This window comes from Bacillus sp. NPDC060175 (assembly GCF_042728695.1).
GTDB lineage: Bacteria > Bacillota > Bacilli > Bacillales > Bacillaceae_G > Bacillus_A.
Map to the genome: position 1 here is coordinate 1 of NZ_JBHWYR010000074.1, position 21,873 is coordinate 21,873.

Below are 21,873 nucleotides of genomic sequence, written 5' to 3' on the forward strand. Positions count from 1 at the left end.
CCTTCATTGTGTACGACGATTGAAATTTTAAAATCTTGTCAAGAGTCAGTTTACGGCTTAGCGACGGCTTTATATTTTTTATATAAATATATAATATTTCTCCGTGCTATAATCCGTTCATGAAATGTGCACGTTTCAAAAATTGTAATGAAAAGAGAAATGAATTGGGGAATAGTTGGCTTATTGAAAACAGTTATTCAATCATTATTAAAAAGTGAGGTAAATAATATGGAACAACAACATAATGGAATTATTTTTACTGCAATACCAGACGAATCGAATGAATATTATCAACCATTTTATGAAGACATTATTTATTTTAATGAATACTTAAATGAAAATAAAGCATTTACCGATCAACTTATATCTTTATCTGTTGAAGAGCAAGACTTTCATACAAGCTTTTTTGAGTATGATGATATTTGGCTAAGAGATGTTGCACCAGTTGTAACAAATCATCTAGTTAAATTTAAATATCAACCAAATTACTTACCGAAAGATCAAGGACGATATTTAGATCAACAATTTAATAAATGGTTGAAAAAGAACGACTTTGAATATGTGACATCTCCATTGATATTAGACGGTGGAAATCTTATTTGGAATAAAAAAGATACCGTTATATTAACGGAACGCATATTTGATGATAATTATGATTGGACGGAAGAAGAAATTATAGAGCAACTGGAATGGGATTTAGATGTGAGTCGGGTTATTATTATTCCTGCTGAAGAAGGAGATGTACTTGCACACGCAGATGGAATGGTTAAATTTATTGATGAACATACAATGTTTATTAGTGATTTTTTAGGAGATCATGAATTTAGATATAATGTTCAAGAAATTATTCAAGAGCAAATGCCAGAAGCTGAATTTATAGTTGTTCCTTCTTCATATACAGAGAAAGGACAATATGATCAAGAAATAGCATCGGCAAAAGGGTTATATATAAATATGTTAGAAACATGTGATACGATTTACATTCCTAAGTTTGGATTAGCTAAAGATGGGGAAGTTTTACGATATATTCAACAACATACTAAGAAACAAGCTATTCAAATTCATGTAGGAGAAATATCGACAATGGGAGGCGCGATGAATTGTTTAACGTGGTATTGTCCTAGTCATTTGTTACCTTCAAAAATGAAAAAGCTGAACGATCAGAATGAAGGTTCTTCAATCAGAAAAATATTTGATTGGTTTTAATAAATAAGTTTATATAAGAAAATATATTCAAGGGGTATTTATATGTATACAATTACTGAATTTTCACGGATTTGTAAAATGAGTACACGAATGCTAAGGCATTATGATAAAGAGGAGATATTAAAACCAGCATATGTGAATCCGGTAAATGGATATAGATATTATGAGCAAGGGCAGTTAGAAATAGCATTGAAAATTAAAAAGCTGAGAGAGTACAAGTTTCCTTTACCGAAAATTAAAGTCATTCTCCAGTCAGCAGATCAAAATTCATTTATTAAACATATGCAAGCGCAAATTATAGAGTTGTCTCATGAGGTGAAACAAAATTTACAGGTTATTTCTGAAATGAATGAAATGGTAAGTATGAACAATGGTCTTAATATTGCTCGTCATAGAAGTTACGATATATTAATTGGAATGAGAAATGAAATAACGGTAATTGCTCAAAGATTACAAATAGATATAGATGATATGGATGATTATTTTTATGACTTATATGAAAATGTACAAAAAAATAGCTTTCAAATAGTCGGTTCTCCATCCGTAGTTTTTTATGATAAAGAGTATATTCCAAATCACAGTGATATTGAATTAAGAATTCCGATTATGGATGATGACAATAAAGGTGTATTACAAGAGTGTGAAATAAAAAAGCTAAATGGGCATCAAATCGTTACTACTATGCATTATGGTAGTTATGACTATATAGGTTACGCTTATATAGCGTTAGAAGAATGGGTGGAAAGAAATGGTTATGTAATAGACAATGCGCCATATGAGGTCTATATAAAGGGACCTGAATGTGATTGTTTAGTAGAGGAGTATGTGACACAAATTTGTTTTTTAGTTACGAAAATAGAATGAGAATAAGGATTGACATTAACATTATGTCAATCCTTATTCTATATACGAGAGCGATTTATCATAATAAAAAGGAGAAAGAATATGAAAAGAAAAATCTTACTTATTTGTCTGGTTCTTAGTATGGTATGGATTTCAGCGTGTACGCCTGAAGTAGGAGAAGGTGGGAATGGTAGCTCTGCTCTACCTAGTCAGTTGCCTAAAAATGTAGTGTTTAAAAATGGTACAATCTATACTTCTAATGAAAAGAAAGAAATGGCAGAAGCTGTAGAGATTAAAGATGGGAAAATCACTTTTGTCGGTTCAAATAAGGATGTAGAAGAGTTGATTAATAAAGATACGAAAGTGATAGATTTACAAGGACGTCAAATCCTTCCTGGTTTTGTGGACAATCATAATCATATTTTTGAAGCGAAATCACCAGCAGCGGGGAATTGTAGCGTTTCACCAGATGCTTCGCTGCAAGAACAACGCTCGTATTTAAAGGCTTGTAAAAAAGATGTAAAGACAGGGGAATGGGTAAGCGGAACTGGGTTTAGTTTGGAAGAGCTATTAAAAGATATGGACGAAAAATCAGAACAGCAAACTCCATTACAAGTTCTTGATGAGTTATTTCCTAATAACCCAGTATTAATTATGGAAAGAACCTCTCATTCTGTATGGGTTAACTCGAAAGCATTGGAGTTGGCTGGTATAAATCAAGATACGAAAGATCCGCAAGGCGGAAGAATTATTCGGGATCCAGAAACAGGAGAACCGTTTGGTATTCTTTATGATACAGCTGGAGATATTGTGATGGAAAAAGCATGGAATTCCCAACCGAATCTGTTTGAAAAAAATTATGAAGGTTTGCTGGACGGCTTAGATGAAGTTGCGAAGAATGGTATTACTACAGTCGGTGATGGACGTCTCTATTGGAAACGAGGCTGGTTAGATGTTTGGAATAAAGTAAATGATGAGAAAAAGCTAACGTCGCGAGTAGTACTTCGTCCATGGGTGTATCCGAATTTAAATGAAGCAGAACAAATGGAGTATTTCCAAAAAATTAAGCGTGATGATCTGTCGTCCCGCATGCTCATCAATCAAGTGAAGATGTATAGTGATGGAATTAGTATTAATAGTACAGCTAAAACGCTTGAAAAATATAAATTTGAGTGGTTTAAAGGAACCCCGTATGGTTTGAACTATATTCCAGAAGAAAAAATGAAATGGTGGTTAACAGAACTTAATAAACTTGGTTACGGTGCACTCATTCACACAATTGGAGACGGCGGGGTAAGAGAGAGTTTAAATGCAATTGAAGCAGCGAAAAAAGAAGGGGCGAATCAGCCTTATACGCTCACGCACGTGGAGATGGTAGAAGATAGTGATATAAAACGTTTTGCTCATTTAGGGGTTAGTGCTGATTTTCAAGTAGGTCATGATTTTGCGGAAGATCCTAAACAAAGCTGGGCAAGTACGTATTTTACAGATCAGCAAATGAAACGAATTATGCCGTTAGGGAAAATTTGGGGAACGGGCGCGAATGTATCACTTAGTAGTGATTGGGATGTAAACGAACTGAATCCACTTGTGACAATTTCGAATGCATTAAGTATTGATGAGAAAGGCTTGTCTGATGTACATGCAGCTATCGATGCTTATACAATTAAGCCAGCTAAAGCATTAGGTCTTGATAATATTACTGGCTCGATTGAAGTAGGGAAATCAGCGGATATCGTAGTACTAAATGAGGATATTACTAAAATGAGTGTCGATAAGATTCCAAATGCGAAAGTTTTAATGACTGTTTTACAAGGGGAAGTAGTTTATCATAAGGAGAAATAGCGAGTGATCTTATAAAGTTTCCGCAAGTAAAATAAAGATATTTCTGTTGACCTTAACACGATGTCAAAGTTTAAACTGAACTTACATTCAAAGAAGGGGTGAACATGTATGATGAATATACAGAATAGTTTGTTTCATATGCCTGCTGAGTGGGAAAATCATGAGGGGACATGGCTTCAATGGCCTCATGATAGAACTCATAGAGGTGAAGGTTATAGAGCTAAGTTAGATGGTATTTGGGTAGCGATGGCTAAGGAGCTTCATTACGGAGAAAATGTGCATATAGTTGTATTTGATGAGGAAGAAAAAGTACATGTCCAATCGAAGTTAATGGAAGCGAAAGTGAATATGGATAAAATTGATTTCTTAATTCAAGAAACTGATGATATTTGGATAAGAGATAATGGACCGATCTTTGTCAAAGATAAGGAGGGGAGTCTCTACTTAACACACTGGATTTTTAATGGTTGGGGGGATAAATATCCGTATGAAAATGATGCTGTTATTCCGGCCGAAATAAGTGAAATATATAGCATTCCAAAAGTTGAATCAAGTGTCTGTCTAGAAGGTGGAGGAATAGAGATAAACGGAAATGGAACCTTAATGGCGGCAAAAACTTCTATTATAAATGAAAATCGAAATCCCACACTAAGTCAGGAAGAGATTGAAATGGAGTTAACGAAGTATTTGGGAGTAACGAATTTCATATGGATAACTGGTATTCGCGGTGAGGATAATTATGATGAAGATACGGATTACCATATTGATGGGGCAGCGCGTTTTGTAAATGAAAATACGATTCTTTATGAATATGATCCTTTCGGGGAAGGAGAGGCGTACCTTTTGGATGCGCAAGAAAAGCATTATCAAGAATTGCGACAAGCGAGAAATATAGATGGAAGTCCATTTCAACTCATCCCAGTACCAGTAACAAGAAGTGTTGTAAAAGAAGCAGACTGTAAGGGCTCATATTTGAACTTTTATATTGGAAATGAAGTTGTATTGGTTCCTATATATGGTGATGAACATGATAAGTTAGGACTTCAAATCATTGAAGGGCAGTTTCCAGGAAGAAGGATTGTTGGTATTTATATAAATGAATTGTATGCGTATGGTGGGATGATTCACTGTGTGACGCAGCAGCATTTAGCATAACGTAACCGAAATGAAAAAAGCATGCAGAGTATACACTCTGCATGCTTTTTATAATGCTGAAAACTCTTCAACAAGTTGAGTAAAGCGATTTAATGCACTTTCAATCGGTTCTGGCGTAGTTAAATCAACACCGGCTTTTTTCAGTAGGTTTAATGGATAGTCGGAACTTCCGCCTTTAAGGAATTCGATATAGTTTTTCTGTGCATTTGGATCACCGCTTAATAATTTATCGGCAATTTGAATGGCAGAGGCGAATCCAGTTGCGTATTTGTACACGTAAAATGGACGATAGAAATGAGGGATTCTAGACCATCCATATTTTACTTCTTCATCAAATACAAGTGAATCACCGTTATATTCTCTAAATAGCTTTTCATAAATTTCGCTAAAGACTTGGGCGTTTAATGGTTTACCTTGCTGAGCCATTTCATGTGTGATTTTTTCAAATTCTGCAAACATGATTTGTGTAAAGAAAGTACCTTTAAAGCTATCGATAAAGTAGTTAATTAAATGATTACGTACGTTCGTTTCTTTCGCTTCTTTTAATAAATAGTGAATTAATAACACTTCATTTACGGTAGAAGCGACTTCTGCGACAAAAATGGAATAGTGTGCAGAAATTCTTGGTTGGTATCCGTGTGAGTAATGCGTATGCATACCGTGACCGCATTCATGAGTAAGAGTGAAAAGGCTATTTAAATCATCATGATGATTTAAAAGAATGAAAGAATGAACACCGTATACACCAAAGTTATAAGCGCCAGAACGTTTTCCAGGTGTTTCTCTCACGTCTATATAGCGTTTATCCTTAAAGCTTTTTAATGTTTCAATATATTCTTCACCTAAAGGAGCGAGTGACGCGATCATTATGTCAAACGCTTCGTCGTATGGAATGTCTTGTTTTACACCTTTTACTAAATCAACACTCAAGTCGTATTGTCGTAGTTCATCTACATTTAATTTTTCTTTTCTAAGCTCATTATATGTATGTAATGATTGAATGTTTTTTTTCGTCGTATCGATTAAATTTTCATATACTTCTTTCGGAACCATATCGCCAAATAATGATTTTTCTAAAGCTGATGGATATTTTCGTAGCTTTGAAACAGTAACATTATTTTTAATAGCCGCAGATAAAGTAGAAGCAATGGAGTTTTTTAACTGAACATACGGTTTGTAATAAGCTTTATAAGCTTCTTTACGTTTCTCACGATTCTCATCTTCTATTAACTTTGCATACATTCCGCGTGTTAAGTTTACTTTTTCTCCATCATCAGTCGTCACTTCACCAAAAATTATATCTGCATTATTTAACATACCAAATGTATGCTGCGGAGAGGAGAGTGCTTCACCCATTTGTGATAAAATCTCTTCTTGGTCTTTATTCAAAACGTGATTTTTATAACGATATAATTCGAATAAGTCTTCTTTATAATATTGTAAGCCTTCTGCTTCTTCTATGTAAGAATGTAATGTGTTTTCATCTATACTAAGTAAGAATGGAGAAAAGAAAGATTTAGCCGCACTTACTTTCACGTGTAATTGTGATACTTTATCGACAAGGGATTGGGCGTCAGTATCGCGTGTGTCAAGATCAGATTGTAATCGTGCATAAGCGAACATTAAAGATATTATGCTAGATATTTCTTCACCCTTTGTTAAATAGGCTAATAAACTATTGCCATCGTTAATATTTCCATTAAACTTGTGTAATTCATTCGTTAATACTTCAATTTTATGAAAATCGTTTTCCCAATCTTCAATTGTATGGTAAATATCCGTTAAATCCCATTTTTCTTTATCAGCTACTTGTAGTCGATCGTTAAGTTCTGTCATAATCATTTCCTTTCTAAATATGTAGTTATATTCCTATATAACTATGAAATACAACAAATTGCAAAAAATCCCTGCTGGAAAATAAAAAGCTTTGCCGGAAATGGCAAGGCTTTAGAAGTTATAATGTTATTCCGAACTTCGAATGTAGAAGATTTGTATATTGCTCTTCTGTAATGGTTTCTTTTGTTTTTTTATCATTTTTCGTTACTGTCAGACTATCTTTTGTTAAGGATATGTGCCCGTCATGGGTTAGCTTTACAATTAAAGGAACTTTATTAAAAGGTGATTTCTCGTGTTCTACAATGATTTTTTGCGCTGCATTTACCTTTGTTTCATCCACTTCTTCCAAGTAAAATGCATAGCCTACTATCCAATCATCAGTAGAAGATTGATCTAGAAATTCATCGTTTTTACGCATTTCTAAAATATAATTACCTTTTTCAGTCGTTTCTTTACGAATACGATAGTCGCCTGTTACAGAATGAACGATCTCACCTGAGAAAGGAACAGGGGCAAGGGGTAGATATGATCCGAATCCAACTTCAATTAAATAAAGTTCATTATGATGTTTTAAAACGGTTGCGATATGTCCAGAATCGACAGCCCATATAGAGTTTGCAGTGTTATAAACTGTTCCTGAAACGAGATGAACATTGAATCGAGAGTCTTTAAGGAAGTAATACATAGCCGGATTCAATTCATAACAAAGGCCACCACGGTTGTTTAATAAAATTTTCTGCTCAAGATTTTCTTTCGATGTTTCTGTAAAGTTGTTTTCGAGAATATTTAAGTTTTCAAAAGGGACAGATTGTGACATTGCATACATAATGTGAGACAAATCTTCAAAAGAAACTATTTCTTTATTCTCTATATTTAATCGTGCAAAAAATTGTTTTTGAAAGTCTGTCATTGAAATCCCTCCGTTATGCTTTTATAGGTAAATTGTAAACAAAATTGAGTAAGATGTGAAATTTAAACTATGTGGGGGTACTTGTGGAATATGTGAAGTTACATGAAAAATAATGTGAGAGATTAAAAGATTACTACTTTACTAACTGTAGAACGAATATTATAATAATTTTAATGAATTATGCAAACGTTTTCTTGAAGGGGATGGTGTAAATATGTTGAAAAGGATTATGGTAGTCTGTTTATTGTTTATTTTACTTTTTCCTAATATATATGAGGGGAATAAGGCGGAAGCAGCAACGATAAACAATGGAACATTAATGCAGTATTTTGAGTGGTACGCTCCGAATGATGGGAATCATTGGAATCGTTTGCGTTCTGATGCTGAAAATTTAGCCCATAAAGGAATTACATCTGTATGGATACCACCTGCATATAAAGGGACTTCACAAAATGATGTAGGATATGGAGCGTATGATTTATATGATTTGGGGGAATTCAATCAAAAAGGAACGGTGCGGACGAAATATGGGACAAAAGCACAGTTGAAATCTGCAATTGAAGCTTTACATAAGCAAAGCATAGATGTGTATGGTGATGTAGTTATGAACCATAAAGGTGGGGCTGATTATACTGAAACCGTAACAGCTGTAGAGGTAGACCGAAACAATCGAAATATTGAAGTGTCAGGTGATTATGAAATTAATGCATGGACGGGGTTTAACTTTCCAGGACGCGGAGATTCTTATTCTAATTTCAAATGGAAATGGTATCATTTTGACGGAACGGATTGGGATGAAGGAAGGAAATTAAATCGAATTTATAAATTTAGGGGTATAGGTAAAGCGTGGGACTGGGAAGTGTCTAGCGAGAATGGGAATTATGATTATTTGATGTATGCAGATCTTGATTTTGATCATCCTGATGTTGCGAAGGAGATGAAAAATTGGGGAACGTGGTATGCGAATGAATTAAATTTAGATGGCTTTCGTTTAGATGCTGTTAAACATATTGATCATGAATATTTACGCGATTGGGTAAATCATGTCAGACAGCAAACGGGGAAAGAAATGTTTACGGTGGCTGAATATTGGCAAAATGATATCCAGACTTTAAACAATTATTTGGCGAAAGTCAATTATAATCAATCTGTATTTGATGCACCGCTTCATTACAATTTTCATTATGCTTCAACAGGAAATGGGAATTATGATATGAGAAATATTTTAAATGGAACAGTAATGAAAAATCATCCTGCACTCGCAGTTACTCTCGTTGAGAATCATGATTCTCAACCTGGGCAGTCATTGGAATCTGTAGTAAGTCCGTGGTTTAAGCCGCTGGCATATGCATTTATTTTAACTCGTGCAGAGGGCTATCCTTCAGTTTTCTATGGTGATTACTATGGGACAAGCGGAAATAGTAGTTATGAAATTCCAGCGTTAAAAGATAAAATTGATCCAATTTTGACGGCACGAAAAAACTTTGCATATGGTACGCAGCGTGATTATTTAGACCATCCAGATGTGATTGGCTGGACAAGAGAAGGCGATGGTGTACATGCTAATTCTGGTTTAGCGGCATTACTCTCCGATGGACCAGGAGGATCAAAGTGGATGGATGTTGGAAAGAATAACGCTGGGGAAGTATGGTACGATATTACGGGTAATCAAACAGATACTGTAACAATTAATAAAGATGGATGGGGGCAATTCCATGTAAGTGGAGGCTCAGTTTCCATATATGTTCAGCAGTAAATTGGTGATGAAAAAGAAGAGGTAGACTGAAATATAAGTTTCCTCTTCTTTTTACATTGTTATCATTCCTAAATCTTTATTTTAATAAATGAACTAGTCGACTTTTGAAACAACAAGAGATGCATTGGAATAAATAATGTCACCTATGGCTTCTCTTATTCGTACTCGAAGGACATCTCCTTGGTTTAAAGGTAGTAGATCGGTTCTAGCGGATGTAGTTCTTACCCCGGAACCACCAATAACTCGTGTAATTCTTTCGTTAATACTTCAATTTTATGAAAATCGCTTTCCTAATCTTCAATTATATGGTAAGTATTCGTTAAATCCCATTTCTCTTTATCAGCTACTTGTAGTCGATCTTTAAGTTCAGTCATAATCATTTTCTTTCTAAATATGAGTTATATTCCTATATAACTATGAAATACAACAAATTGCAAAAAATCCCTGCTGGAAATTAAAAAGCCTTGCCTGAAATGGGAAGGCTTTAAAAATTATAATGTACGATCGAGCGTTGGATATAAAAGATTTATATATTGTTTTTCGTAATAATAAAAATCGTACTGTGATTGCTATAGAACTAAATATTAGTATGTTGTTAACGTGATTTTAATAGATGTTATATTTGCTTTACGATAAAATGATTATAGTGCAAAATTACACTATAAGTGTAAAGTGATAACAAATGGGTGTTTTTACACTGGTGATTATTAGGGCTTTCTAAAGCAAGATGATGAATTTTTATTATTAATGTTAGCGGAGACAATTTGATGTAGCGGTTATTAGAGGAAGTTCTTTATATAAATCGTAATTTTAAATTTTTAAGGGTATTTCTGTATAGGAAGTAGTGGCAAAAGGAGAGGCAATATGAAAAAAACAAAAATGAAATATAGCATAATGTTTAGTTTATTGCTATTAACATCATGTAATATATCGGATGAAGAAATTGAACAAAAAGCACAAAGTTATACAAAAGCGGAATATGGTATGTCTGTTAAATTAAACGGAGTTGAAACACTGGATAACGGAAAGGATTTCCTTGGTCCAAAGGGGCGGATAGCTTCTGTGCAGCAAGTCGATGAACCGCATTTGCAATTTCAACTTTATTTTGATGGACAAATCTCTCCAGAAGTAAATAATGACAATTATAAAATGAAAAAGAAAACATATGATTTACAAAAGAAATTTAATACATACTATGGAGAAAAAGAGAATAACACTTTACTTACTTTTGATCAAATGCAAACTGGGGATACTGTTTTCGATAAAAATGCTGAGAAAAAAATAACGAAGAAAAATTTGCAGCAGTATTATACGGTAGTTTTTAAAAGTAATACTGTATTAGATGTAAATAATCCTGTACATATGGAAACATTAGCGGAGGTTGCAAGAAGTATTCAGGAATTTAATAAAACGATTAAAAATAGTAAAAGTAGTGTAGAAGATATAACGATTCAGCTGCCAAATACTAATAAAGATGTATTACAAAATATTGCTGTAGATTATATAGTAACGGCTGAAGATGCGAAAAAGACCCTTGAGAAAAAAGTTGATTATATGAAAGTTTTACAGTCTACAAAGTGAAAAAAGCATTATCCGAAAAAATTGTCCTTCCTCAGGTGTGAAAGGCAATAGTCTGACACCTTTACTTCTTGCAAAACATATAGTATGATGATTTCAATAAATTAGATTTCAATGACCATAAAATATAAATTAATGAGAGGTGCTTTTTGTGAGTGCGGTAGGTACTAAATAGGAAAAATTTAATGAAATAAATCGGATAAGAACAGGGGATTTTTATGTACATCATACCCCTAAATTTGTCATGGATTTATTTCGATACCTATGAAGATACCTACAATACTTTATAAAGCGTGTAATAAGGGGATTGCCATCTGTTTTTATGGCTTATTTACTCATATGTTATTACACATGCCTTGTAAATGTAAAAGCTGCGGTATCCCCGCAGCTTTTTTGTATATATTTATGATGTATAAAAATGGTAATTGAATAATGTAGAACTCATTGGAATCTAATGAGTAGGTATCTTCATTAATGATGAAAACCAATCATAGTGAGGAGAAACAAAATGAATACGATGACTTTTGAAAAGTTACAATATAACGAATTAATGGAAATAGTGAAATCATATTGTGTAAGTGGATTAGGAAAAGAATTAATAAATAAATTAGAGCCTAGTACGAGTATAAAAGTAGTGAGAAATCGTTTAAATGAAACGACAGAAGCACGAGCTATATTAGATGCGGAAGGGCATGTGCCTTTTTTCGGAATTTCTAATATCGCGAGTACAATTCAAAAATTAGAAAAAGGGATGATTTTAGATCCAGAAGAGTTAGTGAGTGTTTCAGACTTTTTACGTGGATGTAGAAAGATTAAAAAATTTATGTTAGATAAAGAATTCTTTGCGCCAGTATTATCTTCGTATGCAAATTCAATGTCTGAATTTAAAAGTATCGAAGAAGAAATCAACTTTTCGATTAAAGGAAATAGCATTGATGCAGCGGCTAGTAAAGAGTTAAAACGAATTCGAAATAACATTGATTCTGTAGATGGAAAAATAAAAGAACGTTTAACGAAGTTTTTAAATAGTAGTGCAAATAAGAAGTATATTCAGGAATTCTTTATTAGTAAAAAGGATGATCGCTATACGATTCCGATTAAATCTTCCTATAAAAATCAAGTTGCTGGAAGCATTGTTGAAGCTTCTGCAAAAGGTTCTACTGTATTTATAGAACCGCATACGGTTACAAAGCTAAATGCGGAACTCGCGGGTTTGAAAGCAGAAGAAGCGATGGAAGAGTATCAAATTTTAGCGACTTTATCAGGAATGGTATTAGAAAATATTTATCATATAAAAATTAATATGGAATTGATTAGTCAATATGATATGGTATTTGCGAAAGCGAAGTTTAGTAAATCAATCGATGGAATAGAGCCGAAATTAAATGATCATGGCTACATTCATTTAGTGAATTGTAAGCATCCGCTTTTAAGTGGGAAAGTAGTACCGTTAAACTTTGAAATCGGTCAAAACTACCGAAGTTTAATTATTACAGGACCAAATGCGGGCGGGAAAACAATTGTGCTAAAAACAATCGGATTGTTAACATTAGCGACAATGTCAGGTTTGCACATTGCTGGAGATAAAGAAACAGAAATTGCTATTTTTGAAAATGTGTTTGTAGATATTGGTGATAATCAAAGTATTGAAAACGCACTAAGCACATTTTCATCTCATATGAAAAATCTGTCTGAAATTATGAGGAAGTCAAATAATAATACGTTACTACTATTTGACGAAATAGGAAGCGGTACAGAACCGAATGAAGGTGCGGCGCTTGCGATATCTATTTTAGAAGAATTTTACCTTGCGGGATGTATTACAATTGCGAGTACGCATTACGGTGAAATTAAGCGCTTTTCAGAAATGCATGGTGATTTTATGAACGCAGCAATGCAATTTAATAGTGAAACACTAGAGCCACTTTATAAATTAGTGATTGGTAAATCAGGTGAAAGTAATGCACTTTGGATTGCGAATAAAATGAATGTGAGAGAACATGTACTGCAAAGAGCGAAAGAGTATATGGGAAATAAAGAATACGCTATAGAAAAAGTGAATGAAAGTAAAATTAGAAAACCGAAAATGGTGCAAGAAAAAAGAGAAAATGACTATAAATATAAAATCGGCGACCGTGTGAATTTGTTAGATCATAACGATTTCGGGATTGTATATAAGGAAAAAGATAATTTCTATAATGTCGTTGTATATTATAACGGTGAATTTGTTGAAGTGAATGTGAAACGTATTACTTTAGAGGTAGCGGCGAAAGAATTATACCCAGAAGGATATGATTTAAATACACTATTTGTGGATTATAAAGAAAGAAAAATGCAACACGATATGGAGCGCGGATCGAAAAAAGCGCTTCGTAAAATTGAAAAAGAAATAAGAAAGAATAGAGGATAAGTTAAAATGGTAACAATTAGACAAGAACAAAAAAACGATTATAGAAAAACAGAAGAAGTTGTACAACAAGCATTTTTAAATGAAGAATTTAGCGATAAAAAGGAACATGAACTTGTAAAACGTATTAGAGAATGTGACGCATTTATTCCAGAGTTATCAATTGTTGCGGTAGATGAGGAAATCGTTGGTCACATTATGTTATCGAAAATTACAATAGAACAAGATGGGGCTTCTGTAGATTCATTAGCGCTTGCGCCAGTATCAGTTTCTCCAAGCCATCAGAAAAAAGGAATCGGCGGAAAACTAATCGCTTCTGCTTTAGAAAAGGCGGAAGAACTTGGATACGGATCAGTTGTTGTGTTAGGGCATCAAGAGTATTATCCAAAGTTTGGATTTAAGAAAGCAAGTGAGTGGAATATAAAAGCACCATTTGAAGTGCCAGATGAAGTATTTATGGTGATGGAGCTAAGCGAGAACACTCTTCAAGGTGTAGAAGGAATTGTACAATATTCGAGTGCTTTTGCTAAGTAGGAGTATTGGTTAAGAAATGCAATCATAAAAGATGCTATCTTTTTGTAGGGATATACAGAAAGATAGCTTTTTTTATTAAGCAAATTCACTTACCTATATTTTGCTCAATGAATAATTAAGGTGGTAAAATTGATATAGAAATGTAAAGGGAGAGAATAGAATGAAGAATCGAGAAACAGATAGCAATGAGAATGTAGTTACGTTATATGTTACAAGACACGGTAAAACAATATTAAATACGAACCATCGCGCGCAAGGTTGGGCAGACTCTCCATTAGTAGAAAAAGGTGTGGAAGTAGCCACAAATTTAGGAACGGGATTAAAAGATATTCATTTTACGAATGCGTACAGTAGTGATAGCGGCCGCGCGATTGAAACTGCTAATTTAGTATTAAAATATAGTGAGCAATCAAAATTGAAACTTGAGAAAAGAAAAGATTTGCGAGAATTAAATTTCGGTATTTTTGAAGGTGAAAAACTTGAAAATATGTGGGATGTGGTTGGAAAAGCTGCAGGCGTTGCATCACCAGAAGAACTTATGAAGTTTTCTATTCAAGAAGTTATTGATCTTATTAGAGCAGCAGATCCTACGAAACAGGCGGAAGATTGGGAATTATTTTCTACTCGTATAAAAGCAGAGATTGATAAAATTAGTGAAGAAGCTGCTACAAATGGAGCTGGCAACGTTTTAGTTGTCGTTCATGGGCTTTTGATAACTGCATTAATAGAAATGATAGACAGTAGTAAAACAAAACTTGGAGTAGAAAATGCTAGTGTGACGAAGATTATATATCAAGATGGAATATATACAGTCGAGTCAGTTGGAGATATGAGTTATGTTGCAAAAGGGAAAGAAAGTGTGGAAATTTAACAGGGTGTATTACGATTCCTTTTAGATTTTCAAAATGGGGGGAATAATGGATTTTCAAGATTTGATGGAATTTAAAGGATATATATATTTAAACAAATTGATTGAACCTGAAGAAAATTCACTGAGGGTACTTATTGATAGGTGCAAAGTTAACAAAACTAAGGGACTTATGAAAATTACAGGTGAGGTTGAAATAGAAGCATCATCCATTGATGTTGATGACAATCTACCAATTGTGCAATTGGATTTTGAAACGTATGTTGCTTACTCCATTATTAATGAATCGTTTACTGTAATGGATGACTACGAAATTTCAGAAGGTAGAATTTTTAGGATTTACTCAAAATCAAGATATTTGGATTTCATTAAAGCAGGAACAATTGCTGAATTTATATTTCCTGAAGAGCAGTTCGTCCACTATCAAATTCCTTGTTTGAACCATATCATCGACATTATTTCATATGATGAGCCGAAAATTACTGGAATAAAAAGAAACTAATAAAATTCCATACTAAAAGAGCATCGGAATCGATGCTCTTTTATATGCTTATCTTTTCCTTTTTAAAGTAGAACGGTTATGGAATTAATAAAATCTTCCCAGTACTTTTTCGGCTCTCTAATAATTCATGTGCAAGAGCACCATCTTGTAAAGAGAATGTAGTAGCATTCGCGATGTTTAATTTTCCAGTCGTAATCCAATCAAATAATTGAGTAGAGCGTTGCTTACGTTCTTCATACGTAGTAAGAACGTTCCAAAGGTCTCCGCCAGTTAAAGTTTTTGAAGTATCCATAAGCATACGCGGATCAACTGGTGCAGGATTACCGCCGGCCATTCCGTAAAATACGACAGTACCACCAGTTTTAGTTGCTTTAAAGCTTTCTTCTAATGTAGAACCTACGGATTCATACACAATATTTGCTCCAGCACCGTTAGTCATTTCAAGTACATTCGTATGCCATGCTTCGGTATATAAAAATACGTGATCAGCACCAGCTAACGTAGCTATCTTTGCTTTTTCTTTTGATGACGTAAGGCCGATAACTGTTCCGCCCTGTAGTTTAATCATTTGGATAAGAAGCTGACCAACGCCACCAGCTGCGGCATGTACTAAAGCTATATCACCCTGTTTTATTTGATAGCTATCTTTCGTTAAATAATGTGCTGTTAATCCTTGTAATAAGACAGAAGCGGCTGTTTCAAAAGAAATAGAATCTGGAAGCGTAATTGCTTTTTCAGATGGAACGGCAACTAATTCTGCATTTGAGAATGGAACGTCAGCAAATGCAATGCGGTCTCCGGGATTGATAGTAGTAACGTCAACTCCTACTTTCTCAACAATACCAGCCCCTTCATAACCTAATATATAAGGCGGATTGCCAGCGAGATGATAATCGCCGCGGCGTCTATAAATATCAGCGAAATTTAAACCGATTGTTTTCGTGCGTATGAGAATTTCATTTGGATTTATGATTGGATCAGGTATTTCTTTATATTGTAGTACATTAGCGTCTCCGAATGTTTCGAAACAAAGTGCTTTCATATGGAATACCTCCATTTATATTGTTTGTAGATGTTATTTATCATACAATACAACTATCAATAGAAAAAGAAGATTATTTCGATGGAATCAATCGAAAATACCGATTGAAAAGAGGGATAATAAATGGAGATAAAACAATTAATTACATTTAAAGTGGCTGCAGAAAGCTTAAATTTTACACAAACTGCGAAGAAATTGAATTTTGCTCAGTCGAGCGTGACAGCACAAATTAAAACGTTAGAGGCTGAGCTCGGTACGCCGTTATTTGAGAGATTAGGAAAACGTCTTTTCTTAACTGAAGCAGGAAAGAAGTTTCAACTATATGCGGATAAGATGATTGCGCTTAGTAACGAAGCAAAAATGGCTGTGAAAGATGATGAGGAAATAGCAGGCACGTTAATAATTGGTGCGCAAGAAAGTCAATGTACATACAGGCTCCCTTCCATATTAAAAAGGTTTAAAGCGCAATTCCCCCAAATAAAGCTTATATTTAAGCCTGCGCATTCCAATAAAGATGCGAAAGAGCAATTGATGGAGGGGAAAGTAGACCTTGTATTTATTTTAGACGAATGTAAAACAGAAGACATTTTACATGTAGAGCCACTTATGAAAGAAGAATTAAAAGTAGTAGCGGCTCCAGGGCATCGTTTACTTGAACAGCCGTCCGTTTCTACAAAAGATTTAGAGAATGAAACACTTTTATTAACAGAACTCGGTTGCTCGTATCGGATTTTATTTGAAGAGTTATTTCGTGCGGAAGACGTATATCCGGCAAATAAGATTGAGTTTGTTAGCGTAGAGGCAATTAAACAATGTGTTATTGCAGATTTAGGTGTAGCGGTTTTGCCAGCAATAGTAGTAGAAAAAGATATACGAGAGGGGACGATAAAAGAGTTACAGCTAGAAAATACAATCTCTCCAATTTTTACGCAAATTGCTTGGCATAAAGATAAATGGATGACAGCGCCGTTACAGCAATTTATTGAGGTAACGCGGGAGTTTTTTGCAAGGGATTAAGTGGAGAAATATTTGCTTCAAATGAAAGGAAATTAGCATTTTTGTATAGAGAGAACCGATGCTTGAATGAAACAAGTATCGGTTCTTTATAGCATATTTTTATAATCACTTTTAAGTATTGCCATAATAATTTCATCCGAGTATTTATCGTTATAAAATAAGGATTGACGTAAGGTTCCTTCTTTTGCAAACCCAACTTTTTCATAAGCTCTAATTCCGCGTAAATTATGGCTAAACACTTCTAACTGTAAACGATTTAATGATAGTTGTTCAAAAACAAAACTTAAAACTATTTTAATAGCTTCAGTTCCATAGCCTTTTCCTGTTAATGACATAGAAAGTATCGATATTCTGAAGCCTGCTCTTTTGTTCTCCTCATCGATATCTAAAATCGACAACTCTCCAATCATTTCGTCATTGCTTTGTAAACAAATAGCGAAATCATAGCGGCTTGAATCATTATTTACATTATCTATATGTGTCTTAATTTGCTCTAATGAAAAAGTAGGCTTGGTTCCAGTCATATAGCGTATTTCTGTATCCATTGTACTTTCTAATATAATGGACGCATCTAGTTCGCGAAGAGGCCTTAAATAAATTTTTTCACTCTCTAATTTCATTATAATTTTCTCCTTAAGGTTGGTAATAGAGCATATAAATATTTTTGATCTACATTGAAGAAAAGTTTTATTTTATGTATTGTTTGAAAAATATGAATCTTACTTCGATGTTACATGAATATTATCATGGTATGGTATACCTAAAATAAATAATAAAAGTTTTATACACAACAAAATACATCATTAAACTTTTTGCTAATATCATTATTATTGTTTTTCATTCCACTTTTAAATGAACATGAGTTTTTATAGATATTTTTAGTGGGAGATAAGCATGTACCACTAATTTGCACCGTAGTTAAACAAGAATTAAATAACGTTATTGTCACTTTACAAGAGCATGTTTTGATTGGTTCTCAAAACATGCTCTTTTTGTTTGTTTATCCCGTATTAACGGATAGTGAGACTCCAACTTCGAACCTTGACCGAAGCAAAGTAGGTAGGAGTCGGCCTATCCAGAAAAGCCTGATAGAGTAGGGAGGTTCCTTTAATGTTTTGGAATAATTTAGCATAAGTGATTTTCATATCTCTAAATTTATGCTCTAATTAAAATAAAGGAGGCAAGTAAATGGGGAATGAGATTAAACGATATGTAATACGCACTTTTATATTTACATGGATACTATGGGGGCTATTAATTAGCTTAATAAAATTAAACATTACGACATTTGGTACACCGTTAGCGATGATATTATTTGTTTTCGGAGGGATCATGCCATCAATCATTGCAATTAGTTTAAAGAAAAAATATGGATCAAAAGAAGAGTTCAGAGTGTTTATTAAAAATATTGTTAATCCTAGGCATTACTTTGTATGGTATGTTCTAATCGTTGTTCTAGCTTTTATTAGCTGTTATCTTCCAACGATATTTGGTGGAGCAACGATGCAAAAACCATTATACGTGGCATTACTTAGTTTTCCAATAATGATTATTGGTGGCGGTCTTGAAGAAATCGGATGGAGAGGGTTCTTACAACCTGCCCTTCAGAAAAGGTTTTCGGCATTTTTTAGTACGGTTATTGTGAGCGTTATATGGGCTATTTGGCACTGGCCGTTATGGTTTATTCCAGGTACGAATCAAACTCAAAGGGATTTTATAGCCTTTATAATTACGACAATTGCCGTATCTTTCTTATTAACTACAATTATTAACGCAACTAAAAGTATTTTTATGTGTCTAATTTTTCATGCGCTTCTTAATTCTTTTTGGAGTGTGTACGTGCCAAATGATAAAGTGTTACCAGCATTTTCAACTTTTATTTTCGGAATTTTCGTATTTATCGTGTATAAAGTTATAATAAAAAGAAAGAACCTCTTATTGATTAGGTAACTGAAATAATAAAAGGAAACATATTAATATATTTTTTATGGATATGAAACTAATTAATAAGAACACGACACAAACATAATTAAGATATAATACAAGTTTGTGCCGCAAAAAAATTTGCAAAACTATAAACAACATCAAAAAGAATGAAGAGCCTTTCCGTATACATAAACAATGCTAACGACAGTTATAGTAATTCATTTGTTAGAACAATTGAATTAACTAAGGTCTGTATCAGGAGGAGTATATCCAAGGTGACGAGCCATAGATACGATTTGTCCTTTATGATGAAATTCATGTGTCTCCGTATGAGTTAAAAGCCATAGCGGAGTTGTGCTCCAAGGTTTTTTTTGCCATTTTACTTCATTTGCTATATTTTCGAGCCAGCGGTCATTGTATTCATCTAAAAAGCGTTGTACAGTTTCATCTACTAACTTAAACCTGGCACGGACTTTTGCGACATCTGCATGTTCAATTTCATAATCGCTAGCAAATGAAAAATCTGCTCGTTTTTGGTTAAATGCGAATGATCCGAGCCAGTATCGATAGCAATCGGCTATATGAATATGGGTTTTTATAATGCTACCGCTTCCGAAGTTAGGAACTGTGCTGTGTAATTTTTCTAATGGGATTTCCTCTAAAAATGTAAATAGAGTTTCTCTTGTAGAACTAATAAGATTATATTGTTGTTTTAAAATATCTAACACGTAATTACACTCCTTTTTTGTTTACTAAAATATTTGCGCTGTAAGTAATTCTATATTTACGAGGGTTGTACCTTTTTAAAAAGACATATTGCCGAAGTACGTTAAGCATATTAGATGTTTTTCTTAATTGTTTCTGATAGATTAAACAAGGTGAAACTTTAATAAGTTTAACATTCTTAGTTCATAATAAATTGTACATAAAAAAGGGGACGATAAAATGAATAGAATAGTTGGTTTAAAACAATTTGAAATAACGCGTGGAGCATTACTTAAATTTATGGAAACGTTAGATGACAAAACTGCGGATAAGCAGCCGGATGGCTTTAATAACACAATCCGCTGGCATATCGGTCACGTGTTATCTGCAGCAGAGACTTTCATGTTTGGAAGAGAATTTAAACATTTACCAAGTGAATATCCAAGTATGTTTGGATATGGATCAAGACCATCTAAATGGGAAACAGAAGGACCATCATTAGAAGTGTTAAAGTCTCAGTTACAAGAGCAAGCAGAGCGCATTCATAAAATTCCAGCAGAAGCATTTGAAAATAAACTTCCAGAGCCATTCTTAGGATTGGAAACAGTAGGGGAGCTTTACGGTATGATGCTGTATCATGAAGCGGATCATATTGGGCAAATGAAGGCGATGGAACGTCTTATAAAAGTTCTTTAGTAGAAAAACGAAATCCTAGATGGATTTCGTTTTTTTTATTTAGCAAATAGAGAAGGTGAAGTGATTCCTATTTTTTTTACGTAATCAGCATTATTTTTTCGACTCCTTCAAATGTTTGAGCTGTGTAACAATCATAATGCTAATAACAACGAGTAAAAACCATGAGCTAATTTTGCTAAGATGAACGAGGTTCCATGCTTCTCGTTGATTTGGATATTGCCATGCTCCGAAAAATGTTGCGATGTTCTCTGCAATCCAAATAAAGAATCCGATAAGGAAAAATGAGAGTACAAGCGGCATTTTATATGTAACTCCTTGTAAGGAAAACTCCACAAATATGCGAAAGAAAACAATGTATAAAAGTAAAGTTAATATCCATCTAAAATCGTATAGAAAATGATGTGTGAAAAAATTGAAGTAAATCATAGCGCCTAATGGTACTGCAAAAATAGCTTTCGGCCAATTATACATTTGTAAATGCAATCTTCTCCACGCTTGGCATATGTAACTTGCGACACTCGCATAGATAAAACCGCTGTAAAGCGGAACTCCGAAAACTTTTGAATAAGCCTCTTCAGGATAACTCCATGAACCGAAATGTACTTTATATATTTCTAGTAAAAGGCCAATGAGGTGGAAAACAGTAATTACTTTCAGTTCATCTTTTGTTTCAAGACCTGTTTTGTACATAATCCATTGCATAAGAAGACAAACGATGAGTATGAAATCATAGCGATATAATCCTGGAATTGAAATGATTTTTGAAAGGGCTAGTGTTAAAAAAATGACGACTGGGAATAAGCAAGATAATGCTTGTTCGTAAGTGAAATGTAGTAGTTGTTTTATATAGAACATTGTGTCACCTTTGGTGTTTTATTGGAAAAATCAAAATAATTAATAAGTATACTACAATTTGAAAAATAATCCAGTAGTCTATTTTGCATGTATTTGTAAGTTTTAGAAGGGAATTGTAATAAGTATTTTAATATTGTAGCAAAGTAAAAAAATAGTTTGCTATTTAAAAAAAGTGGGGATATAATATCTAAA

At 33.7% G+C, this 21,873-nt stretch carries 19 protein-coding genes and 1 pseudogene; 13 read left to right on the plus strand and 7 right to left on the minus strand.

Features of this window, described 5'->3' with window-relative positions; all coding sequences use genetic code 11:
* The first annotated feature begins 228 nt into the window (after positions 1–228).
* The 4 genes from ACFWDE_RS25090 (at position 229) to ACFWDE_RS25105 (ending at position 5,049) form a co-directional block, all read left to right on the plus strand.
* The gene (locus ACFWDE_RS25090) at positions 229–1,206 is read left to right on the plus strand and encodes an agmatine deiminase family protein (RefSeq protein WP_219919478.1); all 978 of its coding nucleotides are present in this window, start codon (positions 229–231) and stop codon (positions 1,204–1,206) included.
* Between the two features lie 42 nt (positions 1,207–1,248).
* Positions 1,249–2,070 (plus strand): MerR family transcriptional regulator, encoded by an 822-nt coding sequence (locus ACFWDE_RS25095; protein ID WP_377895465.1) that lies wholly within the window; start codon positions 1,249–1,251, stop codon positions 2,068–2,070.
* 81 nt (positions 2,071–2,151) lie between these two features.
* Positions 2,152–3,894 (plus strand): amidohydrolase, encoded by a 1,743-nt coding sequence (locus ACFWDE_RS25100; protein ID WP_377895467.1) that lies wholly within the window; start codon positions 2,152–2,154, stop codon positions 3,892–3,894.
* 108 nt (positions 3,895–4,002) lie between these two features.
* The gene (locus ACFWDE_RS25105; protein ID WP_377895469.1) at positions 4,003–5,049 is read left to right on the plus strand and encodes an agmatine deiminase family protein; all 1,047 of its coding nucleotides are present in this window, start codon (positions 4,003–4,005) and stop codon (positions 5,047–5,049) included.
* A 48-nt stretch (positions 5,050–5,097) separates the two neighbouring features.
* Here the strand turns inward: ACFWDE_RS25105 and pepF are convergent, their stop codons facing one another.
* Positions 5,098–6,885: an oligoendopeptidase F gene (gene pepF / locus ACFWDE_RS25110; protein ID WP_377895471.1), complete on the minus strand. Its 1,788-nt coding sequence runs from the start codon at positions 6,883–6,885 to the stop codon at positions 5,098–5,100.
* 118 nt (positions 6,886–7,003) lie between these two features.
* Positions 7,004–7,795 (minus strand): arylamine N-acetyltransferase family protein, encoded by a 792-nt coding sequence (locus ACFWDE_RS25115; protein WP_377895473.1) that lies wholly within the window; start codon positions 7,793–7,795, stop codon positions 7,004–7,006.
* A 214-nt stretch (positions 7,796–8,009) separates the two neighbouring features.
* On the opposite strand from ACFWDE_RS25115, the gene amyS reads away from it, so the two are divergent.
* Complete coding sequence (amyS, locus tag ACFWDE_RS25120) at positions 8,010–9,551, plus strand: alpha-amylase (RefSeq protein ID WP_377895474.1); 1,542 nt, start codon at positions 8,010–8,012, stop codon at positions 9,549–9,551.
* Positions 9,552–9,644: 93 nt separating this feature from the next.
* Here the strand turns inward: amyS and ACFWDE_RS25125 are convergent.
* Positions 9,645–9,800: pseudogene (locus tag ACFWDE_RS25125) on the minus strand (exosporium leader peptide); the annotation flags it as partial.
* Between the two features lie 615 nt (positions 9,801–10,415).
* On the opposite strand from ACFWDE_RS25125, the gene ACFWDE_RS25130 reads away from it, so the two are divergent.
* The 5 genes from ACFWDE_RS25130 (at position 10,416) to ACFWDE_RS25150 (ending at position 15,440) form a co-directional block, all read left to right on the plus strand.
* On the plus strand, positions 10,416–11,132 hold the full coding sequence (locus ACFWDE_RS25130; protein WP_377895476.1) for a hypothetical protein: 717 nt from the start codon (positions 10,416–10,418) through the stop codon (positions 11,130–11,132).
* Between the two features lie 505 nt (positions 11,133–11,637).
* The gene (locus ACFWDE_RS25135; RefSeq protein ID WP_377895478.1) at positions 11,638–13,539 is read left to right on the plus strand and encodes an endonuclease MutS2; all 1,902 of its coding nucleotides are present in this window, start codon (positions 11,638–11,640) and stop codon (positions 13,537–13,539) included.
* Positions 13,540–13,545: 6 nt separating this feature from the next.
* A complete protein-coding gene (locus ACFWDE_RS25140) occupies positions 13,546–14,070 on the plus strand; it encodes a GNAT family N-acetyltransferase (RefSeq protein ID WP_377895480.1) in 525 nt (174 codons plus the stop codon).
* 160 nt (positions 14,071–14,230) lie between these two features.
* Positions 14,231–14,941 carry a histidine phosphatase family protein gene (locus tag ACFWDE_RS25145; protein WP_377895482.1) on the plus strand — a complete coding sequence of 237 codons (711 nt, stop codon included), beginning with the start codon at positions 14,231–14,233 and terminating at the stop codon, positions 14,939–14,941.
* A 46-nt stretch (positions 14,942–14,987) separates the two neighbouring features.
* The gene (locus ACFWDE_RS25150; RefSeq protein ID WP_377895483.1) at positions 14,988–15,440 is read left to right on the plus strand and encodes a hypothetical protein; all 453 of its coding nucleotides are present in this window, start codon (positions 14,988–14,990) and stop codon (positions 15,438–15,440) included.
* A gap of 76 nt (positions 15,441–15,516) precedes the next feature.
* Here the strand turns inward: ACFWDE_RS25150 and ACFWDE_RS25155 are convergent, their stop codons facing one another.
* The gene (locus ACFWDE_RS25155; protein ID WP_377895485.1) at positions 15,517–16,482 is read right to left on the minus strand and encodes a quinone oxidoreductase family protein; all 966 of its coding nucleotides are present in this window, start codon (positions 16,480–16,482) and stop codon (positions 15,517–15,519) included.
* A 123-nt stretch (positions 16,483–16,605) separates the two neighbouring features.
* Here ACFWDE_RS25155 and ACFWDE_RS25160 point away from each other — a divergent pair, with 123 nt between their 5' ends.
* Positions 16,606–17,499, plus strand: a complete 894-nt coding sequence (locus ACFWDE_RS25160) for a LysR family transcriptional regulator (protein WP_377895488.1) — start codon at positions 16,606–16,608, stop codon at positions 17,497–17,499.
* An 86-nt stretch (positions 17,500–17,585) separates the two neighbouring features.
* Here the strand turns inward: ACFWDE_RS25160 and ACFWDE_RS25165 are convergent, their stop codons facing one another.
* Positions 17,586–18,119: a GNAT family N-acetyltransferase gene (locus ACFWDE_RS25165; RefSeq protein WP_377895490.1), complete on the minus strand. Its 534-nt coding sequence runs from the start codon at positions 18,117–18,119 to the stop codon at positions 17,586–17,588.
* A gap of 568 nt (positions 18,120–18,687) precedes the next feature.
* Between ACFWDE_RS25165 and ACFWDE_RS25170 the strand changes: the two genes are divergently transcribed.
* Positions 18,688–19,449: a CPBP family intramembrane glutamic endopeptidase gene (locus ACFWDE_RS25170; protein WP_377895493.1), complete on the plus strand. Its 762-nt coding sequence runs from the start codon at positions 18,688–18,690 to the stop codon at positions 19,447–19,449.
* Positions 19,450–19,664: 215 nt separating this feature from the next.
* Here ACFWDE_RS25170 and ACFWDE_RS25175 read toward each other — a convergent pair whose 3' ends face one another.
* Positions 19,665–20,153 carry a DinB family protein gene (locus ACFWDE_RS25175; RefSeq protein WP_377895495.1) on the minus strand — a complete coding sequence of 163 codons (489 nt, stop codon included), beginning with the start codon at positions 20,151–20,153 and terminating at the stop codon, positions 19,665–19,667.
* A 217-nt stretch (positions 20,154–20,370) separates the two neighbouring features.
* Between ACFWDE_RS25175 and ACFWDE_RS25180 the strand changes: the two genes are divergently transcribed.
* Positions 20,371–20,826: a DinB family protein gene (locus tag ACFWDE_RS25180; RefSeq protein WP_377895497.1), complete on the plus strand. Its 456-nt coding sequence runs from the start codon at positions 20,371–20,373 to the stop codon at positions 20,824–20,826.
* 90 nt (positions 20,827–20,916) lie between these two features.
* Here the strand turns inward: ACFWDE_RS25180 and ACFWDE_RS25185 are convergent, their stop codons facing one another.
* The gene (locus ACFWDE_RS25185; RefSeq protein WP_377895499.1) at positions 20,917–21,681 is read right to left on the minus strand and encodes a DUF817 domain-containing protein; all 765 of its coding nucleotides are present in this window, start codon (positions 21,679–21,681) and stop codon (positions 20,917–20,919) included.
* Positions 21,682–21,873: the final 192 nt, after the last annotated feature.